The organism is Rahnella bruchi, from assembly GCF_003614975.1.
In the GTDB taxonomy this organism is placed as follows: Bacteria; Pseudomonadota; Gammaproteobacteria; order Enterobacterales; family Enterobacteriaceae; genus Rahnella; species Rahnella bruchi.
The window spans coordinates 25,728-46,664 of record NZ_QZWI01000003.1; the positions used below are offsets into that span (position 1 = coordinate 25,728).

At 43.4% G+C, this 20,937-nt stretch carries 18 protein-coding genes; 12 read left to right on the forward strand and 6 right to left on the reverse strand.

What is annotated here, in order from left to right; genetic code table 11:
- Window positions 1-37: 37 nt before the first annotated feature.
- A complete protein-coding gene (ompX, locus tag D5398_RS07390) occupies window positions 38-568 on the reverse strand; it encodes an outer membrane protein OmpX (RefSeq protein WP_120507431.1) in 531 nt (176 codons plus the stop codon).
- A gap of 411 nt (window positions 569-979) precedes the next feature.
- Between ompX and rhtA the strand changes: the two genes are divergently transcribed.
- The 12 genes from rhtA (at window position 980) to D5398_RS07450 (ending at window position 13,023) form a co-directional block, all read left to right on the forward strand.
- A complete protein-coding gene (rhtA, locus tag D5398_RS07395; RefSeq protein WP_120507035.1) occupies window positions 980-1,963 on the forward strand; it encodes a threonine/homoserine exporter RhtA in 984 nt (327 codons plus the stop codon).
- Window positions 1,964-2,165: 202 nt separating this feature from the next.
- On the forward strand, window positions 2,166-2,729 hold the full coding sequence (locus D5398_RS07400) for a fasciclin domain-containing protein (RefSeq protein ID WP_120131358.1): 564 nt from the start codon (window positions 2,166-2,168) through the stop codon (window positions 2,727-2,729).
- A 64-nt stretch (window positions 2,730-2,793) separates the two neighbouring features.
- Window positions 2,794-3,375 carry a sigma-70 family RNA polymerase sigma factor gene (locus D5398_RS07405; RefSeq protein ID WP_120507036.1) on the forward strand — a complete coding sequence of 194 codons (582 nt, stop codon included), beginning with the start codon at window positions 2,794-2,796 and terminating at the stop codon, window positions 3,373-3,375.
- The gene (locus D5398_RS07410; RefSeq protein ID WP_120507037.1) at window positions 3,372-4,049 is read left to right on the forward strand and encodes an anti-sigma factor; all 678 of its coding nucleotides are present in this window, start codon (window positions 3,372-3,374) and stop codon (window positions 4,047-4,049) included. Before D5398_RS07405 ends, D5398_RS07410 begins: the two co-directional genes overlap by 4 nt.
- Window positions 4,050-4,466: 417 nt before the next feature.
- On the forward strand, window positions 4,467-4,970 hold the full coding sequence (gene dps / locus D5398_RS07415; protein ID WP_120131355.1) for a DNA starvation/stationary phase protection protein Dps: 504 nt from the start codon (window positions 4,467-4,469) through the stop codon (window positions 4,968-4,970).
- A gap of 649 nt (window positions 4,971-5,619) precedes the next feature.
- The gene (locus D5398_RS07420; RefSeq protein WP_120507038.1) at window positions 5,620-6,396 is read left to right on the forward strand and encodes an ABC transporter permease; all 777 of its coding nucleotides are present in this window, start codon (window positions 5,620-5,622) and stop codon (window positions 6,394-6,396) included.
- Complete coding sequence (locus tag D5398_RS07425) at window positions 6,393-7,058, forward strand: ABC transporter ATP-binding protein (RefSeq protein WP_120507039.1); 666 nt, start codon at window positions 6,393-6,395, stop codon at window positions 7,056-7,058. The genes D5398_RS07420 and D5398_RS07425 overlap by 4 nt, the downstream gene beginning before the upstream one ends.
- A gap of 60 nt (window positions 7,059-7,118) precedes the next feature.
- The gene (locus tag D5398_RS07430) at window positions 7,119-7,514 is read left to right on the forward strand and encodes an FAD synthase family protein (protein WP_120507040.1); all 396 of its coding nucleotides are present in this window, start codon (window positions 7,119-7,121) and stop codon (window positions 7,512-7,514) included.
- On the forward strand, window positions 7,507-8,640 hold the full coding sequence (locus D5398_RS07435) for a CDP-glycerol glycerophosphotransferase family protein (protein ID WP_120507041.1): 1,134 nt from the start codon (window positions 7,507-7,509) through the stop codon (window positions 8,638-8,640). The genes D5398_RS07430 and D5398_RS07435 overlap by 8 nt, the downstream gene beginning before the upstream one ends.
- Window positions 8,641-10,920 carry a capsular polysaccharide export protein, LipB/KpsS family gene (locus tag D5398_RS07440; protein ID WP_120507042.1) on the forward strand — a complete coding sequence of 760 codons (2,280 nt, stop codon included), beginning with the start codon at window positions 8,641-8,643 and terminating at the stop codon, window positions 10,918-10,920. It abuts the gene before it with no gap.
- Between the two features lie 38 nt (window positions 10,921-10,958).
- Window positions 10,959-11,867 (forward strand): LbetaH domain-containing protein, encoded by a 909-nt coding sequence (locus tag D5398_RS07445; protein ID WP_120507043.1) that lies wholly within the window; start codon window positions 10,959-10,961, stop codon window positions 11,865-11,867.
- Window positions 11,868-11,883: 16 nt separating this feature from the next.
- Window positions 11,884-13,023, forward strand: coding sequence for an alpha/beta hydrolase (locus D5398_RS07450; RefSeq protein WP_120507044.1), 1,140 nt, complete (start codon window positions 11,884-11,886; stop codon window positions 13,021-13,023).
- 32 nt (window positions 13,024-13,055) lie between these two features.
- Here the strand turns inward: D5398_RS07450 and D5398_RS07455 are convergent, their stop codons facing one another.
- The 5 genes from D5398_RS07455 to D5398_RS07475 are packed head-to-tail and all read right to left on the reverse strand — an operon-like array spanning window position 13,056 to window position 20,928.
- Window positions 13,056-14,750, reverse strand: a complete 1,695-nt coding sequence (locus tag D5398_RS07455; protein WP_120507045.1) for a glycosyltransferase — start codon at window positions 14,748-14,750, stop codon at window positions 13,056-13,058.
- A gap of 26 nt (window positions 14,751-14,776) precedes the next feature.
- A complete protein-coding gene (locus D5398_RS07460) occupies window positions 14,777-15,874 on the reverse strand; it encodes a right-handed parallel beta-helix repeat-containing protein (protein ID WP_120507046.1) in 1,098 nt (365 codons plus the stop codon).
- Window positions 15,875-15,916: 42 nt separating this feature from the next.
- Window positions 15,917-17,164: a capsule biosynthesis protein gene (locus tag D5398_RS07465; protein WP_120507047.1), complete on the reverse strand. Its 1,248-nt coding sequence runs from the start codon at window positions 17,162-17,164 to the stop codon at window positions 15,917-15,919.
- A gap of 48 nt (window positions 17,165-17,212) precedes the next feature.
- The gene (locus D5398_RS07470; RefSeq protein ID WP_120507048.1) at window positions 17,213-19,252 is read right to left on the reverse strand and encodes a capsular polysaccharide biosynthesis protein; all 2,040 of its coding nucleotides are present in this window, start codon (window positions 19,250-19,252) and stop codon (window positions 17,213-17,215) included.
- A complete protein-coding gene (locus tag D5398_RS07475; RefSeq protein WP_120507049.1) occupies window positions 19,252-20,928 on the reverse strand; it encodes a polysaccharide biosynthesis/export family protein in 1,677 nt (558 codons plus the stop codon). Before D5398_RS07475 ends, D5398_RS07470 begins: the two co-directional genes overlap by 1 nt.
- Window positions 20,929-20,937: the final 9 nt, after the last annotated feature.

Here is a 20,937-nt window from a genome sequence, read left to right on the forward strand (position 1 = left end):
GGATGTGTAACGGCAAAGCGTTACGCAGGGCGAAGAATTAGAAGCTGTAACCCACGCCTGCGATCCAGGTACCAACATCAACACTGCGGATGCGGGACTGTTCGTAGGAAACGTCAAGAGCAACGTTTTTGATTGGGTTGAACTGCATACCAGCACCGTAAGAGAAGCCGTAATCGCTGCTGTCAGATTTTGAACGGTCAGCGGTTGAAGCAGTGTTTTCGGTGTACTGGAATTTACCGTAACCAACACCTACAACACCGTAGATGGAAGCCCAGTCATTCAGACGGTAAGCAGGACCTGCTGTGATGCCGTAGTATTGACCTTTACGGTAGTCACCAGAAGCCGGGGTGCTGTTGTCTTCGATGTAGGTGAAAGAACCGATAACGCCCAGTGGGTTGCTATCTTGTTCCCAGCGGTATTTTAAGTTGAAGCCGTTTGCTTTGTTAGCAACGCCTTGCATATCACCCTGAGCATAACCAGCGGTAACGGTGCTGGTGTCAGCGAATGCGCTTGATGCGCCCAGTGCTACTACGCAAGCTAATGCGGAAAGACATGCGATTTTTTTCATCATAACCACCTCAAATAAGAAACCAAAGTAACCTTCACGTTCGAAAATATAACAAAAATCAGTGTGAAACTCTGCCTCAATTAAGATGTCCAAAGCATCATATGGTGTAACAGGAAGTTTCCAGAACTAACTATCCCATTCATTTTATTGAGATTTTCGTCACATAATCTATAAGATAAACTTATTGAACTTTTTGAGATTAGCAGATAATTCCTAAAGAGCTGGACAAAAAATGGACAGTTTTCAGGCGTTTTTTCACTTCTTTTAAAAAAACACGTTCTGAAAAAAACTTTTTTTCAGGATTTTTTCTCTGCCGTTTTCCCTCTACACTGACGGTGCTTTACCTTTCTTTTCAAAACTATAAATCTAAAAAATTCTGTATTCATGGAATCACCTCAAAAGGCCCAAAGGATGACGCATTCAGGACAGAACCCGACACAAAAGCAGACGAGCCTGCCGCCTGCAACCAATAACAACAGCCCTCCGGTTCCGGCTTTACCTAAAAAATCATCTCCCCTGGTGGCGATCCTGTTGCTGCTGGTTGCCATGCTTTCCTTGCAGGGCGGCGCGTCGTTAGCCAAAACGCTGTTCCCGGTGGTCGGGCCGCAGGGAGTGACTGCGCTGCGACTGGGAATCGGCTCTATTCTGTTGCTTCTCTATTTCCGTCCGTGGCGCCTGAAAATGCGCGGCGGTAATTTGCGTTCGCTGCTGATGTATGGTCTGGCACTGGGCTGTATGAACTACTCCTTTTATCTGGCGCTGCGCACCGTGCCGCTCGGCATTGCTGTTGCACTGGAATTTACCGGCCCGCTGGCGGTCGCCATGTTCTCTTCACGCAGGCCGGTGGATTTCGTCTGGGTGGTGCTGGCCGTCGCCGGATTACTGTTCCTGCTGCCGATCGGGCAAAGCGCGGGTGGCGTGGATCTCAAGGGTGCCTGTTTTGCGCTTATCGCAGGGGCGTGCTGGGCAATCTACATTCTGGCGGGTCAGCGTGCCGGCAGCAGCTACGGGCCCGGCACAGCCGCAATGGGCTCGCTGATCGCCGCGCTGATATTCTTCCCGATCGGTGTCATCCAGGCGAAGACCTCCATATTCAGCTGGGAAATTCTACCGCTGGGGCTGCTGATCGCCCTGCTCACTTCGGCCATTCCTTATTCACTGGAAATGATGGCGCTGACCAAACTCCCCGCTAAGACCTTCGGTACGCTGATGAGTATGGAACCAGCGATGGCCGCACTTTCCGGAATTATCTTCTTAGGTGAGTTCCTGACAGGTTCCCAGTGGCTGGGACTGGCAGCGATAATCGCGGCATCGGCAGGTTCCACCCTGACTATTCAACGTAAAACCAAAATCGAAACGGTCGATGTTCCCGGGAATAATCCTTCCGGCAAGTAGTCTTTTTTAAAATCCTCCCGCCCCTGAGAGTCAAAAAAGCCATGTTCATAAGACGTGGCTTTTTCTTTTTTATCAACGCGTTGAAAAATACTTTTATTTATTTCGATTTTTTATCGTTTTTCCTGCATCCAAAAGCGGGGGGTCATTCGTATGTATAGATGTGAGGCAAGACCTTACCTACTCAACGACAAAGGACTACATCATGAAAACATTAATCCGTACCGCTATCTGTGCTTCCCTGCTGCTGAGCACTGCGTCAATGGCTGCAATGATGTCCCAGAGCACCACCATGGTCGGTGGCGCTGAAATGTATCCTTCTAAAAATATCGTAGAAAACGCCCTGAATTCTAAAGACCACACCACGCTGGTCGCTGCCGTAAAAGCCGCCGGTCTGGTGGATACACTACAGGGTAAAGGTCCGTTCACCGTGTTTGCACCGACCAACGCCGCTTTCGCTAAATTACCGGCAGGCACTGTCGACAGTCTGGTGAAACCTGAGAACAAAGCCACGCTGACCAGCATCCTGACCTACCACGTGGTGGCCGGTAAGTATGAAATGAAAGACCTGGAAAAACTGCTGAAAAAAGGCAACGGTACTGCGGAATTGAAAACCGTAAACGGACAGCCACTGTGGATCATGAACAATGGCCCGCACAATATTCAGCTGAAAGATGGCAAAGGGAATGTCGCCAATATCAGTACTTATGACGTCCAGCAGAAGAACGGTGTGATCGACGTCATTGATACCGTCCTGATGCCAAAATAATACCGACTATACTGAGGGCATGATTTCTTTATGAAACAGCACCTCAGCAAGTCAGGACGGGCGAATGCATGACAATTTTTTAGTAAAGCCAACACCAGAGAAAGCGCTGGAAGTACAGCGTGAACTGATGAGCGCCATGGCCGTTGGCGATCGACAGGCATTTGAGCAGTTATACCGTCTGACGTCCCCCCGGCTTTTTGCCGTCGCGCTGAGAATGTTGCGTCGGCATGCCTGGGCAGAAGAGGTTTTGCATGACAGCTATATCACCGCGTGGAACCGCGCCGGTTCGTATAATCCGGCGCTGAGTTCCCCGATGACCTGGCTCACCCACATTGTCCGCAACCGCGCCATCGACTGGATGCGCGGGAGCGACAACCAGTTAGATGAACTGGATGACAATCAGGGAGAGAACGACGCCAGCGACAACGATGAACCCTTGCAACGGCTGCAACAGGACAGCGATGCCAAACAACTGGCCGACTGCCTCGCGCACCTTCCCGTCGAACAAAGACAAAGTCTGACCCTTGCTTATTATCAGGGCCTGTCACACGGTGAGGTCTCATCACATCTACAACAACCTCTGGGGACGATTAAGAGCTGGATCCGTCGCGCCCTGGATCACTTAAAGAGCTGCGTAGGACTATGAAAAGCAGAAGCCATTATCATGCTGCCCTCGCGGCTGAATATGCGCTCGGCACCTTGCGCGGCGCAGCCAGAATTCAGTTCGAACAGCAAATTCGTAATGATCCTGAACTGGCGGCAGAAGTTGCCCGCTGGCAGGAAGCGTTCACTCAGCTGGATAATCAGATTGTCCCGGTTATCCCGCCTGCTTCGGTGTGGAAACGTATACAGCATAACCTTGCACTGCAACCGGCCAGGTTACCTCCTCCGGCAAGAAGACTGGTACGCGCTTATCTCGGCTGGGCGCTGGCTGCCGGGCTTGCGGCGCTGTTACTGATCCCACGCCTGCTGGTGCAACCTGAAACCCCGACGCCGGTGGCTATTCTCGCCAGCAGTGCGGGTGCGCAGGACGGGCAATGGGTGGTAAGTGTTGATATGAGTACACGCAGCCTGATGCTGACACCGCTGAAAGCGCAGGGTATTGCCGACAACCGCAGCCTTGAACTGTGGGCCATTCCGCCAGGTGGAAAACCCCGCTCGCTCGGCTTGCTGAATACGCAGCAACCGACGCAGCTGGCGCTGGCTGAAAGGATGCCGGATCCGGGTTATACGCTGGCGATAAGTCTGGAACCTCGCGGTGGCTCGCCAACCGGACAACCGACTGGCGCAGTACTGTACAGTGGTGCTCTGGCGCTTTAAGCTACCAGACACAAAACCAAACGGCAGGTATCCCCTGCCGTTATCTTTTTAAAATAATAATTTATGCCAGTAATTACTTTCAGTGAATAAATAAATCTCTCAATAAAAACGGGACACCGGAATATATATTCACACACTTTAATTTACATTTATTAATATCAACCCGATGCAATGAAATTATTATCAATATTATTTGATCATCCACACTTTAATAACACACATGTTCAGGACGATTCCTATCCACCTTAAGAATCAGCGTGATAAGGTGGTTTCTCAAATACGAAATTGTCTATTAGACAGATACTATCAAAGCGATAGGAACAGCTGTCCTGCAAAATTTCGATTTATTGCTATACTGAATGCAGTTGAGAAACAGCTTTGTAGCAATTAATTTTAATGAAACAAGGAGATATGAATATGAGCACCGCTAAACTGGTCAAAACGAAATCTTCTGAACTAATTTATACACGCAATGATTTAGATGAAAGCGTCAAACTCAATACTATCAAGGTCCTGAACCGTCTGGTGACCGAATATATTGATCTGTCGCTGATTATCAAACAAGCCCACTGGAATATGCGTGGCGCAAACTTCATCGCCGTGCACGAAATGCTTGATGGATTCCGCACAGCGGTTATCGATCACCAGGACACCATCGCAGAACGTGTGGTGCAGTTAGGTGGTGTGGCCTTGGGTACCGTGCAGGTTGTTAACGATAAAACCCCGCTGAAAAGCTACCCGACCAACATCCATACTGTGCAGGAACACCTGAAAGCGCTGGCAGACCGCTTTGCCGTTGTCGCCAACGATACCCGTAAGGCTATCGGCGAAGTGGAAGATGAAGACACCGCGGATATTTTCACCGCTGCATCGCGTGACTTGGATAAATTCCTGTGGTTCATCGAATCGAATATTGAGTAGTCCATATCGGGCAACTTTAGCCCGATACCGCAGGCTCACGCTGCGAAACTTTGAGTGATTAATGCGAAAGGCCAGTGACGAAAGTCGCTGGCTTTTTTGTGTCCGGTAAAAAAGCCCTGCCCCTCGCTTGTAAAAATTTGACTTAAAACCCACCTCAACCTGTAACTATCTATCAGCATTTAATAATACCTCTGATGAATAGTTACAAATTCAACTAAATCCGCAACATTAGCCTATGGGACCGGTTTCAATATCTCACTGATAAACAGACAGTTTATTTCTTTATTCAGAGAATTCTTAAACCAATAGGCAGGGTGAATGATTTAATACAAATTAATAGTTCAAAGCAATTTTACATAGATGTGATCACCCCTGAAACTTGCTGAAATATTTTTAAGCAACCTTTGCATTTTTGTGAAAAGGGTATCTCACTCTAACCCGATAAAAAATAGAGATAATTACCAGGAATGTTCCCCCGGTATTAATCTTCTATCCCCAACTTACGGACAAGTGACGCCCCCGCTTCAGACACATCTCAGATGTGTCATGCAATAACCGCCTCCCCACATTCCGACCCGTTCCCGAGCGCATTGGCTGCTGTAAGCCAGGGGCGGTAGCGTGGAAAAACGTATAAAAACTGGAAAATCCAATGGCACGTAGTGGCTTAGAAGTACAAAAAGCAGCGGTAAAAGCGCTGTTTTTGAGGGAGATTAAAACCCGTTTTGGTAAGTACCGATTAGGGTATCTGTGGGCAGCACTGGAGCCGATGGCACATATGCTGATTATGCTGGCCATATTTGGTTACTTCATGCATAGAACAATGCCCGATATATCATTCCCTGTGTTTTTAATAAACGGCATTATTCCTTATTTTATCTTTAGCAATATCAGCAAAAGATCAATTGGAGCCATAGAAGCAAATCAGGGACTCTTCAATTATCGCCCTGTCAGGCCAATCGATACAATCATATCAAGAGCAATTTTAGAAACTCTTATCTATGCAATTGTTTATATTCTAATGATGACAATGGTCAGATTATCTGGAGAGAGTTTCAAAATCATCGATGTCATAACATTGATATTCTCCTGGATCCTTTTAGTTATTTTTTCTAGTGGAATCGGACTTATTTTTATGGTGATTGGAAAAACTTTCCCTGAAACTGAGAAATTCCTTCCGATACTAATCAAACCTCTCTATTTCATCTCCTGTATCATGTTCCCCTTACATAACGTCCCAAAAGAATACTGGCCATATTTATTATGGAATCCGCTTGTCCATGCAGTGGAATTGTCTCGGGAATCTGTTTTTCCAGGATATATTAGTACTGGCGTTAGTCTTAGTTATCTTGGGTTCTGTGCTCTCATTACTTTGTTCATTGGTTTGGCTTTGTATAGAACACGCGAAGAGGCCATGTTGACATCATGATTAAAATTGAAGGTTTAACTAAGTCATATAAAACACCAAAGGGCAGGCACTTCGTTTTTAAAAATCTAGAAATTGAAATTCCCTCAAATAAAAGCGTTGCCCTTGTTGGCAGAAATGGCGCAGGTAAATCAACTCTTTTACGTGTTATTGGGGGTATTGACAGAGCCGATTCAGGAAAAGTGATTACGAATAAAACAATTTCCTGGCCTGTTGGTTTATCTGGGGGATTTCAAGGAAGTTTGACCGGAAGAGAAAACGTTAAATTTGTAGCACGTTTGTACTCAACGGCCGCTGAACTCAGAGAAAAGGTGGCTTTTGTTGAAGAGTTTGCTGAATTGGGAAAATACTTTGATATGCCCATCAAAACTTATTCATCTGGTATGAAATCCCGACTTGGATTTGGCTTGAGTATGGCTTTTAAATTTGACTATTATCTGGTTGATGAAGTCACTGCAGTTGGCGATGCTCGCTTTAAAAAAAAATGCGCCGACTTATTTAAAGCACGCCATGATGAAGCAAACTTTTTGATGGTATCCCATAGCTTAAACTCCTTGAAAGAGTTTTGTGATGTCGCCCTATTCCTGGGAAGGGATAATAAGGCAATCTTTTTTAATTCTGTTGATGATGCAATACAAGCGTATAAAGAAGACGAAAATTTATAGTCGTATTGAAATCATCGACAAGTTAACAATCATATACTATAAAAGTTAAGGGTATAAGTAATGAAAACTGTTATTACATTTGGTACTTTTGATGTGCTTCATATTGGTCATATTAAAATATTGCAACGTGCAAAAGAATTTGGAGATCGTTTGGTTGTTGGCATTTCGTCAGATGCATTAAATTTCTCAAAGAAACAAAGAAATCCAGTTTATCCAGAGCAAGAAAGAAGAGATATCATTGCTGCATTGGGCTGTGTTGATGAAGTATTCATTGAGGAATCGCTGGAACTTAAGGGCGAATATATTAAAAAGTTTAATGCTGATATTTTAGTAATGGGAAATGACTGGGAAGGACGATTTGACGAATATAAAAGTCTTTGCGCAGTAACCTATCTACCAAGAACTGAAGGAATCTCTACTACACAATTGATTGCAGAGATTAAAAAATATGGTTAATGCACCTAGAATTGGTTTTATCGGATGGAATCCATTTCAATTCCTCCATATTAAAAGATTAGCTCAGGCATTAGAGGGGGCATGCTTCATAATAGAAAAAAGAAAAGAGTTCATTTCTGATTTCAGCAGTGAAATTCTGGAATGTGAAGATATTCCAATAATGATTTGGGACCGTGCAAAAATGCCATCGTTAGATGGAGTTTTTGATATTATCGTTTGTCAGACTCCATTTTTTAGAATTGAAGAGTTCGAAAAAACTAAAATTGCCATGATCCAGTATGGCTATGCTAAGGAACCTCATAATTATGGAGCATGGCGATCACTGGCCGATGTCTGCATGACTTATGGTCCATATGCAACACAAAAAATATCCTCGTTTGCTCCATCTGTTTCTGTCGGAAATCCAAGATATGATATTTGGGCCTCAGAGGAATTCCATAGTATTGCAAAAAAAACTCATGGCAGTAATTTAGATCCCAGCAAAAAAACAGTTCTTTATTTGCCAACATGGGGTGACTTATCCAGTGTTGACCAATATTTAGATTCTGTTTATTCCTTAGCTGAAGAGTACAATGTCATATTAAAAATGCATCACAACACTGAACTACTTGAATCCGATCGTAAAAAAAGAGTCACAGATGGTGAAGTTATTCATTATGGTGCTAATGATGATTTATTAGCTTTATTATCAGTTTGCGATTTAGTTATTTCAGATTATAGCGGTGCCATCTTTGATGCAATTTACTGCAAGAAACCAGTAGTATTACTTAATACAAATCTAGATGAGCAACTGGGTGGTAAGAAAATTGACGAATATAGCCTTGAATATTCAAGAAGAGATGAATTAGGATATGTAGTAAAAAGTCCAGAAGAACTTTTTTTGGTTATCAGTGTTGCATTAACAGAGAGTAACTTACATTCAAAGACGTCTAAAAATCTTCGTGAAGAATTATTTTTAGATACTACAAATGCGACAGAAATAGCGGTCAATGTGCTAAATGGACTGCATAAAAATGAGTATATACCCTCACAATCTCAGGCATATATAAGAAGCGAAATCAAAGAACTTCTTAGAACAAAAAGACAACTCGCCATTGCCAATAAAAAATTGAAAGAGGGAAAGTAAGTGGCAAAAATTAAAAACTATTTCATCGTCAAAGCAATCTTCCTTTGCTCAAAAATAGGTGCTCATCGAACAGCTTTGAAATTAGTGAACCGAAGCTTAAGACGAAACATCTCTCTAAACAATCTAAGAAAAGCAGTCAATCTCGCCAAGAAAAGTAACAATAATATTCTTGTAGAGAAATATGCTAACGAAGCAATAAAAAGATATCCAACTAATTCCTTTGGATATTTGGAAAAAGCCAACTTGCTGATTGATGAAGGTGAGGTAACACAAGCCAGAGATATTCTTTCTAAGGCTCCTAAATCGGCAGGAACGCATTCTGCATTAACCAGATTAAAAAATCATAAATCTATTCCGTTAAAAGTAGCTAAAGAAAAAAATTTAGTAGAAAAAAAATCAAAATTAGAGTTAGCTTTTCAAACTGCCGGTTCTGACCATACTCTTTTGAATGCTATTGCGAATCAAGCCCGAGCAGGAATACAAAACTCTCCACGATTATCTTCAAACTATAATATCTTGTGTAAAGTACTGGGTCAGCTTAATGATAATCATGGTGTGATTTCAACCATTCACAGCATGCCCGATGAATTAAGCACAACGTTGAATAATCAAATGCACCTTGCGGCATCTTACAATAAAGTAGGAAATCAACAAGAAGCTTACTTAACACTTATCAAAGCACAAATTAAATATCCTTCAGAACGTAGAATTCTTATGAGAATAAGCGATATTTTGCGTGATGATGCGTTACCTATCAAAGCATATTCTTATATTCGTGCTGCAAAATCATGTTATCCAGAATATGGTACTGTCAGACAGTTATCCTTTGAAATCGATCATAATCTGATTGATGAGGCACGAAAATCTCTGCAGGAGATCTTAAACTTCCCAACACTAAGTTTTATGAAATTTTTGCCAATGATAAATCGTTCACTGCCGTATTTTGATGATATGTCGAAGGAAATTATTACAGCAAAAATGAAATCAAGAATGATCCTTGAGGCAGATAAAGGTCGTAAAGGAATTAATCCTACTGAGCAGATCCGTGTTGCTTTGAAATGCCGCTGGTTAGAAGAGGCAAAACACATAATTCATCGTTCAAGTAAAACTATACAACCAGTTAGTGACGCCAGACAACACTGGTTTAATGAGACATTAAATAACATTGGCAATAATAGAGACATTTTTGAGCTAGCTAGTTTCAATGAAGAAAACACCAGTTTATATGGACTTATAGAAGGCACACCTGTTGAAATTTCAAAATTAGATATACCACTTGATAAGATTATTGAAATATTTATACCTACTGTATTTTTTGCAGAACCAGAGCAAGAAAAATCAAGCTATAAAACTGTCAGAGAGTTTTTGTCAACTGTATATTCTTATTTGAAAGATAATAAGGATTTTGTTCTTGTACCCCGCCACCAGTGGAACTGGCGTAAATGCAATCCTAAAATTCCAGGTAGCCGGGTGCTGAGCTATCATACCCACGATGAGTATAATCAGCATCATATTCACATCCAGGAGGCGGCTTTGGCGGGCCGATGCACCATAGATTATCAAGGTTTTGCTGGATATTCATCCTTAGCAACACATTTTCTGCCAATCGAACTCTCAACAAAAGATTCTACTCAGCTTCAGCTTGAATCTAACGCTGCAAATCTAGCCATTCAATATATTCAGGGCAATATTTCAAAATATGAGCAAGAGGAAGAAAGAGAAGTGTTTGAAGGTAATTATGTATTTGTAGCGTTACAAATACCTACCGATGTTGTTGCATCCCTTGCATATATTTCTGGTGTCGATCTGGTTCGAACCGTAGCTGAATTCTATGAAGGAACGTCCACTAAAGTTATAGTCAAAAGACATCCCTACTGCAACAGTAAGACAATTCAATCAACACTGGAACAATTAAGCCTCGACAAAAAAATTAAAATATCTACAGCTTCAGTTCACGATTTAATATCAGGTGCACAGACAGTATTTACAGTTAACTCGGGGGTAGGTCTTGAAGCCTTACTTCATAAAAAACCTGTTGTCGTGACCGGCTCTTGTGATTACGCATATGCAGTAGCTGCTCAGGCAAGAAACAACGATGAGTTATACAGTATTTTAAATACTCAACTCTGTTTCGATGCGAATAAAACTAATAAGCTGTTACAGCATTATATTTATGAATATTCCACAAAAAGTAATGATATTGAAGGCATCAAAGACAAGCTTGATAGTTGGTTGAGCATAGATCTTAGTGTAAACAGCACTGCAAAAATAGCGGGTTAGCCCTCTCTAGCAATAGTTATAACTAAGCAGGCATTCAGATGGAACTTGTATCAAAAACTGCAAAAATATCCAAGCGCGCTACATTAATTGACCCTGTTCGTATTAATGACGATGTTCATATCAGTGATAAAGTATTCATTGGGAAATATACAGTACTTGGTAAAAGATCTAATATTGGTCCGTTCTCTTCAATCGGAAGTTATTGCATTATTGATCATGATTGTGATATTGGATTAGCATCATATCCTACTAACTTTCTTAGTACGCACACCTTCCAATACAACAAACACCATTTTGGACAGATAGATTCATATAGCGAAATACCAAAAATAAGCTGGAATGATAGTACCGAAACTATAATAGGCAATGATGTCAAAGTTGGCCCTCAAACAACTATCTCTCGGGGTGTTACAATTGGCACTGGTGCAATTATATCCCCGAATACCTTTATAAAAACGGATATTCCTCCATATGCAATAGTTGAAGGAAATCCTTCAACTATTGTAGGCTATCGATTTGATAAGGTTACAATCGGCAAATTGCTAGAAAGTCAATGGTGGGACTTCAATCCAGAAGATTTAATAAATATTGATTTTTCTGATATTCAGTCAGCGATAAATGATGTATTTAATTTAAGATTACACTATCAACTTCGTAATGAAACATTATTTAAAAATTCCATTTCCAATAATGCTAGTATCTCTAAAACAGGTATAATTTGGTTTAATACACCTTACTCTCATATTGATAAAAACATACTTGATAAATTCAAGAAACTGACAATTAATAACACTGATTCAACTAGCGATCTTCAAACTGGCGAATATACAATATCTGATGCTATTTATGATTCAAATCGTGGTTGGTATAAAATAAAATTTCTTGTAAATGATATGGAGTACACAGGTATCTTGGGTAGGAACTCTTTAAACTTCACTTTAAGTTAAATACCTAAGGACAAATATGAATCTTCAACATTCTTCTGATGGTGCTCATTTTAAATATTTAAACCACTATAACTCAAACAAGCTTGCGATATTTTTTTCTGGTACTGATAAAACCGAAGGTAAGTTCGACTTTTGGAATGTTGGTAATTCACTAAATTGCCATAAACTTTTTTTCAATAATGGTAGTAACGAATGGTACCAGCGAGGGATAATTGGATTTGGCGACAGCATACATGGTACCGTAGAGAAAATCCGCTCTCTTTGTAAAGAGTTTTCAATAACAGAGGTTTTTTTAGTAGGTGTTAGCATGGGAGGTTATGGCGCAATATTATTTGGTGCGCTTCTCAATGCAAAAATCTTGGCTTTCGGCTTTGATTCTAAATTAAAAATAACTGGCAGTCGGAGTGCCAAAAGACTTCCAAAAGACATAAAGATTTTATATGATGATCTCAGACCTGTTATCGAAAATTCTGATTGTCATGTAACCCAAATCTGTGGTGAATGCGATGCATTAGATCTTTATTCAGCAAGCAGAATATTTTCATTAAAAAATGTCAAAAGCATTTCATTAAGAGGGATTGGGCACGGAAGTGCTCCATTTATTAATGAAAACTATAATTTAGTAGAATACATTTCTAACTGGATGAATAATGATGCACCATTCATTATTGAATCTGTTAATAGCGTTTGCTCAATTAAACTGACAAATTCCATATACCAAGCATATTTAGCATATGCCAGAAAATCCTGGGATGAAGTAGATTGTTTATGCAGAAATGCCCTTCTATTATCGCCTTATCATGAATATATTAACTTTATGCTTGGTACGGCTCTACTCGAACGCAACTTAGCAGAAGAAGCTTTAGGACCATTATATATTGCAGTTGGTGTCGCGCCTCATTATCCAGCAGCCCAATATAGACTAGCTAGGGCATTAATGAAGCTCAAGAATTTCTCTCAAGCACAATATCATTTAGAAATTCATGTCAGGCAGAACCCAACATCAACTGTGGCTTTATTATTTCTGTCCGATGTTCATTATGAATTAAAAAACTATAAATTAGCGTTTTTAAAAATAAATGAGGCAATACAACTAGGTGCCACTGAAGACAAGACAAAGAAAAGGCTAGAAAAACTCGGATCAATATATTGTTAAAAATTACCGACGGTTATTACCGTCGGTAATTTTTAATTCAAATCAAAAATAAAATTAATAGCGTTGTTGCCAATTCCTTTTGTATAAATTTGATCGTTCTTTTTAACTCTAAATCGATATTCTTGCCTTTCTTCTACAAACTGTAATGAATCAACAGTATAATCGCCTTCGAAGAGTTCAGTTTGCTCACCTTTAAAACCCCGTTCTTGTCTAACTTTGATCAATCTAACAGAAGTGAATTTTGACTTTAGGTCATCAACATCCATTTTTGTATTTGACGCGAAATAAAGCCATCCAAAGGCACTACCCGAAACATTTACTTTTCTCTCAACAAAGTCACCGTATGCAGGATCTACAGCGCAATGTTCTTTTGAACCTCGCTGCTCCAAGGCTTCAAACATTTCCAACCATTTATTGGAAATGTTCTGGTGCGAAAATTTCTCCATATTTCTTGAACCATTGGCAGCCATAGATTTAACTAAACTTGGAGAAGATAATAGTTCATTTACTCTTATAATAAACTCTTCATTATTATCAACTAAAAAACCGTCTTCTTCATTTGTTATTATCTCTTCTGGTCCATAAAGAGTTTTAAATGACACCACTGGAGTACCAAGCGATAATGATTCCGCAAAACTTACACCAAATCCTTCGAAATGTGATGCCGCTAGGCTGACACTAGCACGGGAGAAAACAGTCGCTGCATCTGTTGTATAACCTTTGAGGAAAATTGAATCATTCATATTTAAATGATTTATTTTCTCCCTAAGCATTTCTTCTTCAACTCCTGTACCCCAAATTTCCAACTTGGCATCTGAAATATTTTTTACTACTTCAGAGAAGTTTATTAAAATTTGTTCAAGATTCTTCATTGAATGCAAGCGACATACTGCAACAGCAAGTTTATTGTCTCTAACAACATCTTCTACAGGGTTAAATTTAGTCAGAGGATTCCCTATTACAAAAATATTCCCTCTATCTCTAAATTGAAATTTAATATGTTCACTTTGCTTAGCTGTTAACACAATAAGTGCATCTGCGACTGGTAACCCATTTAAAACTTTTGCATAACGATCATTTAAAACTGCACCTGGTTTATATGGAGATTTAAAATGATTGTTATGAATTGTCAGGATTTTATATATATCCTTCCCCAGAACATTCATTACAGTATCGCAGGTAGGTGGTGAATCAGAAATTATAGCCGTCGGTAAGTTTCGATTTCCTAATTCACCTAACCAATGAGAATGAGCTTCGTCTCTGCAATCGAATTCCAGAGGAATTTCATTAGGAACGCTAATGGAAATCCATAAGCATTCATTTTTATCTTGAATTAGTTCTTGTAAAAATAAATGACCACTACTTGTATAGTAACGTACTATTTTAAGATCTGTATTTTTAACAACATTTACTTTTCTAGTAATCTTCGTTTTTACTATGTTGTTAATAACTATTTTATCTTCAACTGCACTCGAATAATTTTTTATCACTAACTCAGAAATATATGCATAGTACGCATAAAAATTAACAACATTAACCGTTGCTGAAATTCTTCCCTCTTCCCTCATTGCTTCAAATGTAGATAAAAGTTTAGAATCAAAGTTGGTTAAAGCCACAAATGATTTGATACCTCTCGTATTGAAAGCATCACATCTACTTAACGCGACTCTGGTCAATCCCCCAGCACTTGCTGATAAAGCATTCAAAACTATAATCACTTGATTCATCACATTCCCTATCTACTTAAAATTTATTAATCGCATTTTTTAAAGGTATTTTTTTCAACTTTATTTCCGATAACTGGTTTTCCAATTATTTTCTCTCTCATGCTTTCAGGAAATTGTACAAAGGTTTCGGGTGTAGAATTATAGCTATTCCCCAAAATTTCATTATTATCACCTTCTATTCTAACTGATATTTTATTATTGCAAAACTTGTTATTCTTAATTAAATTATTATTGGCGAAATCTTCATAGAATTTATTCTTACCATCCATTGAGGAATCACCACAGTCCCATTTTGAAAGATTTTTACTTTGCCTTGCCGCAATCCAAACTCCAACTTCTTCTTCGGAAAATATATTATTTATTATTGTATTATAATCGCTATGTTGCCAGCGAATGACTGATTTTCCATTTGAAAATTTCTCACTACAGTTTTTATAGAGAAAAACACCTCCTGCTTTATTATCTGAGAAGTAATTATCTTTAATGAGATTATTTGCTGAGGAGTCAATATGAATGCCAGCACTCCCGCTTTGACGATTGTTAGTATCTGCATTGTTAATTATAAAATTTTTCAAAACTTCTATTTTCTGTGACGAATGCTCAAGATAAATCGCAGGCCCCCCAGATCCATCTATTTCAGAATCTTCTATTATAGAATTTGTAGTGTAACTATCAAAGAATACCGCAACTCTGCCGCTATTAGATATCTTGATGTTTGTTAAGGTTATCTTCTCAGGTGAGCGAGAGTAGTTTAAATCATGTTCTTCACTCAATTCCTGCGCTTTAATGCCATTTGTTATGCGAATCCCGCTATTAAGATAATTTATAATTTTGCAATTTATTATCTTCACATCACTTATTTTCTTTCCTTTTCCAGTGACTAATATTCCTACCCGATGAATATTTCCACCATCGAGTGTTGCTCCCTGACAGTTTAAATGAGTGCCGCTTTTAGTAATCTTCAATTCCCCATGATAAATACAACTTGTATTAAGAGTTACATTTAGCCCAGAGTTTTGCATATCAGGAAGCTTACAACTGTCTGAATTTGCGCTTACCACATTTGTATAACCGAGAAAAAACACTAAGAACAGCATAATTTTGTTAAAGGTTAGATTAAACATGTCATCCACTCATCTAAAAATCATTAATAAAATATAAACTTACTAAATATTTATTTTATTATAGTAAAACCCTTGGCGATTCAATTTATATTCACATTCCTTTGTTTCTTTATTTATCTCACCATAATACACCGCATTAATCTGCGTATTCTTCAGCAAGTATAGACGGAACTGTTTGAAAAGCTTCATATCCGGTTTGAATCCTGAGGTCCAGAACTGGTTCAGATGCCCCTGATAGGTAATGCCTTTAATGTCATACAACGCCTTGCCCATCACGATCAGCGGCTTGTTATGGATAAGCGCAGAGATACCGGCGGTGCTGTTAATCGTCACCACGGCTTTAGCGTGTGTGAGCAGTTCCGGCATCGGCAGATCGTGGATGTAGATCACCCGGTCGGTCACGCCATATTTTTTTCCAAGCTGGCGGATCAGCGGTCCGTACAGGCGGTGTCCCCTGTCCATCGGATGATGTTTGATGACCAGGAACTCACTCTTCGGCGCTTTTTTGGCGAACGAGTGCATCACTTCATTGATGTAATCACGGATATCTTCATACGGGCTGTGATTACGGATCTGGCTGTCGTTGTAGACCTGCAAAATCGCCAGATAATAACGCTGATCCAGATCGGTCTGGAGCTGCTGCAAAACGTTGCGCTGGCGGAAGGCATACACCTTTTTACGCCAGGCCGCGCGAGTCCAGCAACGTGCCTCATACCACGGCGAGAAGGATTTGTGATGGCGATATTTCGGGAAATCGTGGCGGTGACGCCAGCCGGCCAGATAATAGGTAATGGCGTGACGGACGCGCTGCCAGCCCGAAGGTTTTAGCTGCTCGATTTCCGGCATGGTCATTTTTGGCAGGCTGCGGTAAAACTCGGCATCACGCGGCAGGCTGGAATAGGCGTTTACGCCGTTCTGTTCCAGCGTGATGTAGTGCGGGCGCAGATAGCCCTCCTCAAACGCCAGGAAGCGAACGCCTTTGGCCTGTGCCCAGCGTTTAGCGGCCTGATGCAGTGGACGGCAATCCCCGAAACACACGATGGTATCGAAGTCGTACTCCTGCCAGGTTTCTTTTAGCCAGGTCGGAAACTCATCCGGGGTCTGCTGGTACAAGCGGTATTCACGCTTTCGCGAATACAACCTGTCGCCGCCGTTGAAAACGACGTTCACCGCTTCGCGGCCCAGTGACTCCAGCCACTGCGCTAAATCGCTGAAGAAAGGTCCCATCGGGCCCTGCAACAGCAAATATTTTTTTCCAGAAAGTAATGTTGTAAGCGCCTTACTGTCCATTTCTGTCCGATTCCATCAACGCCTTGGGCATTTAGTAAGAAGCTGTTCTCAGGTGCTCAATGTCACCCGGATCAGCATGAGCAGTTTTCTGTAATAACGGACTATCCTGCCCGCTTTTATTCTTGTGAATTGCATCTCTGCCCTTGGGGTCGCAGCGAGAAGTTCAACCGCCTGCTCCGCCAAAATAGGCTCCCGACTTTGCGGGTCGATGTACGACGGGTACGCAATCAGCGCCTGGTAAACCACGTCGTCTACTGTGAGGCTGCGCAGCCGGCGTGAACAGCTATGCTCATCCTGCGTCAGTCCCCATCCGGCATAAAATGGCATGCCGTAACACGCCACTTTCTTGCCATGTAATAAGGCTTCAAAACCTGACAATGATGTCAGGGTGTGCAGCTCGTCGGCAGCCTGAATGCACTGAATAATGTCGGCATCCAGCGCCTGACTGTCGGCCCAGCGGCTGACATCTTCCGCAGGAATATTCCCCTGCCGGTTACCGACCAGAACGTCCGGGTGCGGCTTATAAATGATGTAAGCGTCGGGATTACGCTCCCGCACCGTGCGCAGCAAATCACTGTTGGTGCAAAGCGACAGCGTGCCCGTCAGAATTGAGGCGTCATCTTCCACCTGTCCCGGCACCAGAATCACTGTCTTGCCCGCCGCTTCCACAGGCAATATAAACGCAGCGCCGAGGTTATATTTACTGACTTTGCTGGCGACCAGTCTCTGGCGCAGCGCCGCAGCACGTTGTTGCTGAAACACCGTCAGCTGACTGTTATTCAGCAACTGCTCGAGGTCACTCGGGCGCGTGGCATCGTAATAAATGCCTGATTTATCCAGCACCAGCGACAGCGGCGGATGCAGGTCAGAACCCAGTCCTGCCGAGCGCAGAAAGCCGTCTTCCATGCGCCATTGCGGGATCTGATGTTGTGCGGTCTGAGCCCCCCAGCGCGCTTCGCCTTTAATTCCCCACACCACGCAGGCGGTTTCACCGGCATAGCGTTTACTGAAATTCACTTTGTTACTTTTGGTTCGCAGGAACGGCGCCAGAATGCTGCGCTTCCAGAGCGTCAGCCCCGGTGACCACAAACGTCCGGTCCGCTGCTGGTGATGACGTCGTTGCATTGAAAGCCAGCTAAGTACATCAAATAACGTGCCACTCTTACCGCTGACCGGATTGATATACCGGCTGTAACGTAAACAGGCGGCGCTGAACAGGTCTTCCAGACTGGCTATACCACGCCTCGCCCGGAGCGGTTCCGACTGCGCATGACGATCGTCCGTTAATCCCCAGCCCGCATACCACGGCTGTCCGAACACGCTGACCGGTTTACCGGCAATCAGCGCCTCAAAGCCATAGTTGGACGTCACGACATACACGTGCTCAACCAGACGCAGCAAAGACTGCGGGCTGACGTTTTCCGCCAGCAGTTTGATCCGCGGTTCCTGTTGCGCCAGTTGTGCAATCTGCGTGAAATAGCCTGCTTTTTTGCCGTGTAAAACGTCCGGGTGGATCTTCACCCAAATCTCAGACTGTGGGTTTTCAGCAATCGCCGAGCGCAGCATGTCGTCAAACTGTTCAGCTCCGGCATTGCCGTAAACCACTGCCATATCAGCGAAGGTCTGATCGACCACTAAAACCGCGCCCTGTTCAGGCCGGGTCAGCGTGCACGCAGGTGCCTGGTTATATTTCGACAGGTCACCGTCAACGATCATCTGCATGGCCTGACGCGCGGCATCATGCAGCAACTGGTTCTCTTCCCGCTGGTGGATAAGCCGCTCCAGCGTGCCCGGCTGCGAGGCGTCGTAATACATGCCCTCTGTATCCAGCACCATTGAAAGCGGCGCAGCGCCTGTCACACCCAACTCCAGAGAACGGATAAATCCGTCCTCGAGGCGCAACACCGGCAGGCCCGACTTTTTGGCCAGCGCGACGGCTTTATCGCCGGTTGGCCGGTAACCCCACACGGCAATCTGCATGATGTCTTCCGGCACCGGCCGCAGCAGAGAAAGCTTGCGGCACGGCTGACCCAGAAAGGCTTCCAGATGCGGGATGCGCTGAATGCCCGCCGAAAAAATCCCAATCATTAAATTGTCAGAACCACTTTCGCGGCAACCGCCAGCTGATAAAGGATCGTCGAGATACCACGGGTAACTTCGATGTTCTTCGATTCGTATTTCGGCAGCACCATCAGTTCATCGCCGGGTTGCAGCGATTTCACGTCTTCTGCGTTAATCGCTTCGCCGTTCTGTTTGATCAGGATGACTTTGGAGTTACCCGCTTTCTGCGTGTAACCGCCGACTTTCTCGATGTAATCATCCGGGCTCAGACCTTTCTGCCAGCTCACCGCATTCGGGAACAGCACTTCGCCGTGGATCATCACCAGCGAGGTCTTCTCAGGAATGTTGATGACGTCGCCGTCTTCGAGGATCACCTGATTCAGGTTCGTTTCACTCAGCACCACTTCACCTTTCGGCACTACCTGACGGGCTTTCGCCACGAAACGGCTGACCAGCTGGGCTTCCTGCGCGCGCAAGCGCCCTTCTTCCTGCGTTGAAGATTGTGCCGACAGAGAGGCTTCTTCCAGTTTCTGCAACGTCAGATCCAGCATCTCTTTCTGGCGGAGCGCCACCGAGCGGCGGTACAGCTGGATGGAGTTAATCTGCGACATGCTGTTGGTGCGGATCTTCGGCAGCAGCTGGCTCATGGTGGCGCCATACGGCAGTACGACCGCGTGTTCACCCGAATGCGCGCCTTCGATACGCACCTGGATGGTCCCCGCGTAACGGTCAGAGCTGACAATCAGTTTGTCGCCATCCTGTAATGAACGGCCCGGCGCGGAACCCAGCGGATAGTATTCGCTGCGTTTCATGCTGCCCTGCTGGCGGATAATGGTCATGTGCGTCGCGCCCGGTTTCGGACGCGCCCAGCTCAGGGCTTCGCTCACCGGAATAGTGCTGTCACGGAATTCAAAGTCGTAGCTGTTAAAGACATCACCTTCCACGCTGAACGTGTGCTGACGCGGCCCGACTACGATGGTATCGCCGTCAGAGAACTGTGACAGTCGCAGGTCGCCGTTAAGCAGGAAATCATACAAGTTGATGCGCGAACGCACGCGGTCATTGTGTTTCACCACGATGTCTACGTAGCTGCCGCGTTCGGTGTCCACGCCACCGGCTTTACTCAGATAAGAAAGCAGTGAGTCAGACGCCACGCCGCCGTATAAGCCCGGATTGGTGACATAACCGGTGACAAACACTTTGACCGGCTGTGCCTGAAGCAGTGAGGCGTAAACGTTCACGTTAGCCTGATAAACCTGTTTCACTTTGGTAGTGATCACGCTGTTCAGCTGGCTGTTAGACACACCGGCCACTTTTAGCGGGCCGACGTTTGGCAGGAAGATATTGCCTTTCGGGTCAACGGTCAGCGCGCCATCAAAATTGAATGCGCCCCACAGTCGGATTTGTACCTGGTCACCAAGGCCGACGATGTAATTCGGGTTGAAACCAATGCTGGCCGCGTTATCGGCAGCCGCGCCGCCGGTAAATAACTGCGCACCGAACATGCGGCTCATGACCGCAGGCACCGGAGGCGGCGGCGAATCATCAAAACCGGTATCAGAACCGGTCTGCTGGGTCTGACCGGTTAAAAATGTCGGCAGCGGCGCTGCGCCGGTCATGTTTGGATCGGCGTTGATCCCGACGGCATTTGCCTGGGTAAGCTGGCAGGCCAGCAAAATTAATACGGACTTCAATAATTTCATAACAAGCTC

Bases quoted from the DNA above. Each gene is read 5' to 3' on its own strand.
- ompX (WP_120507431.1), bottom strand. From the start codon at position 568: ATGAAAAAAATCGCATGTCTTTCCGCATTAGCTTGCGTAGTAGCACTG.
- rhtA (WP_120507035.1), top strand. From the start codon at position 980: ATGACGCATTCAGGACAGAACCCGACACAAAAGCAGACGAGCCTGCCG.
- D5398_RS07400 (WP_120131358.1), top strand. From the start codon at position 2,166: ATGAAAACATTAATCCGTACCGCTATCTGTGCTTCCCTGCTGCTGAGC.
- D5398_RS07405 (WP_120507036.1), top strand. From the start codon at position 2,794: ATGCATGACAATTTTTTAGTAAAGCCAACACCAGAGAAAGCGCTGGAA.
- D5398_RS07410 (WP_120507037.1), top strand. From the start codon at position 3,372: ATGAAAAGCAGAAGCCATTATCATGCTGCCCTCGCGGCTGAATATGCG.
- dps (WP_120131355.1), top strand. From the start codon at position 4,467: ATGAGCACCGCTAAACTGGTCAAAACGAAATCTTCTGAACTAATTTAT.
- D5398_RS07420 (WP_120507038.1), top strand. From the start codon at position 5,620: ATGGCACGTAGTGGCTTAGAAGTACAAAAAGCAGCGGTAAAAGCGCTG.
- D5398_RS07425 (WP_120507039.1), top strand. From the start codon at position 6,393: ATGATTAAAATTGAAGGTTTAACTAAGTCATATAAAACACCAAAGGGC.
- D5398_RS07430 (WP_120507040.1), top strand. From the start codon at position 7,119: ATGAAAACTGTTATTACATTTGGTACTTTTGATGTGCTTCATATTGGT.
- D5398_RS07435 (WP_120507041.1), top strand. From the start codon at position 7,507: ATGGTTAATGCACCTAGAATTGGTTTTATCGGATGGAATCCATTTCAA.
- D5398_RS07445 (WP_120507043.1), top strand. From the start codon at position 10,959: ATGGAACTTGTATCAAAAACTGCAAAAATATCCAAGCGCGCTACATTA.
- D5398_RS07450 (WP_120507044.1), top strand. From the start codon at position 11,884: ATGAATCTTCAACATTCTTCTGATGGTGCTCATTTTAAATATTTAAAC.
- D5398_RS07455 (WP_120507045.1), bottom strand. From the start codon at position 14,750: ATGAATCAAGTGATTATAGTTTTGAATGCTTTATCAGCAAGTGCTGGG.
- D5398_RS07460 (WP_120507046.1), bottom strand. From the start codon at position 15,874: ATGTTTAATCTAACCTTTAACAAAATTATGCTGTTCTTAGTGTTTTTT.
- D5398_RS07465 (WP_120507047.1), bottom strand. From the start codon at position 17,164: ATGGACAGTAAGGCGCTTACAACATTACTTTCTGGAAAAAAATATTTG.
- D5398_RS07470 (WP_120507048.1), bottom strand. From the start codon at position 19,252: ATGATTGGGATTTTTTCGGCGGGCATTCAGCGCATCCCGCATCTGGAA.
- D5398_RS07475 (WP_120507049.1), bottom strand. From the start codon at position 20,928: ATGAAATTATTGAAGTCCGTATTAATTTTGCTGGCCTGCCAGCTTACC.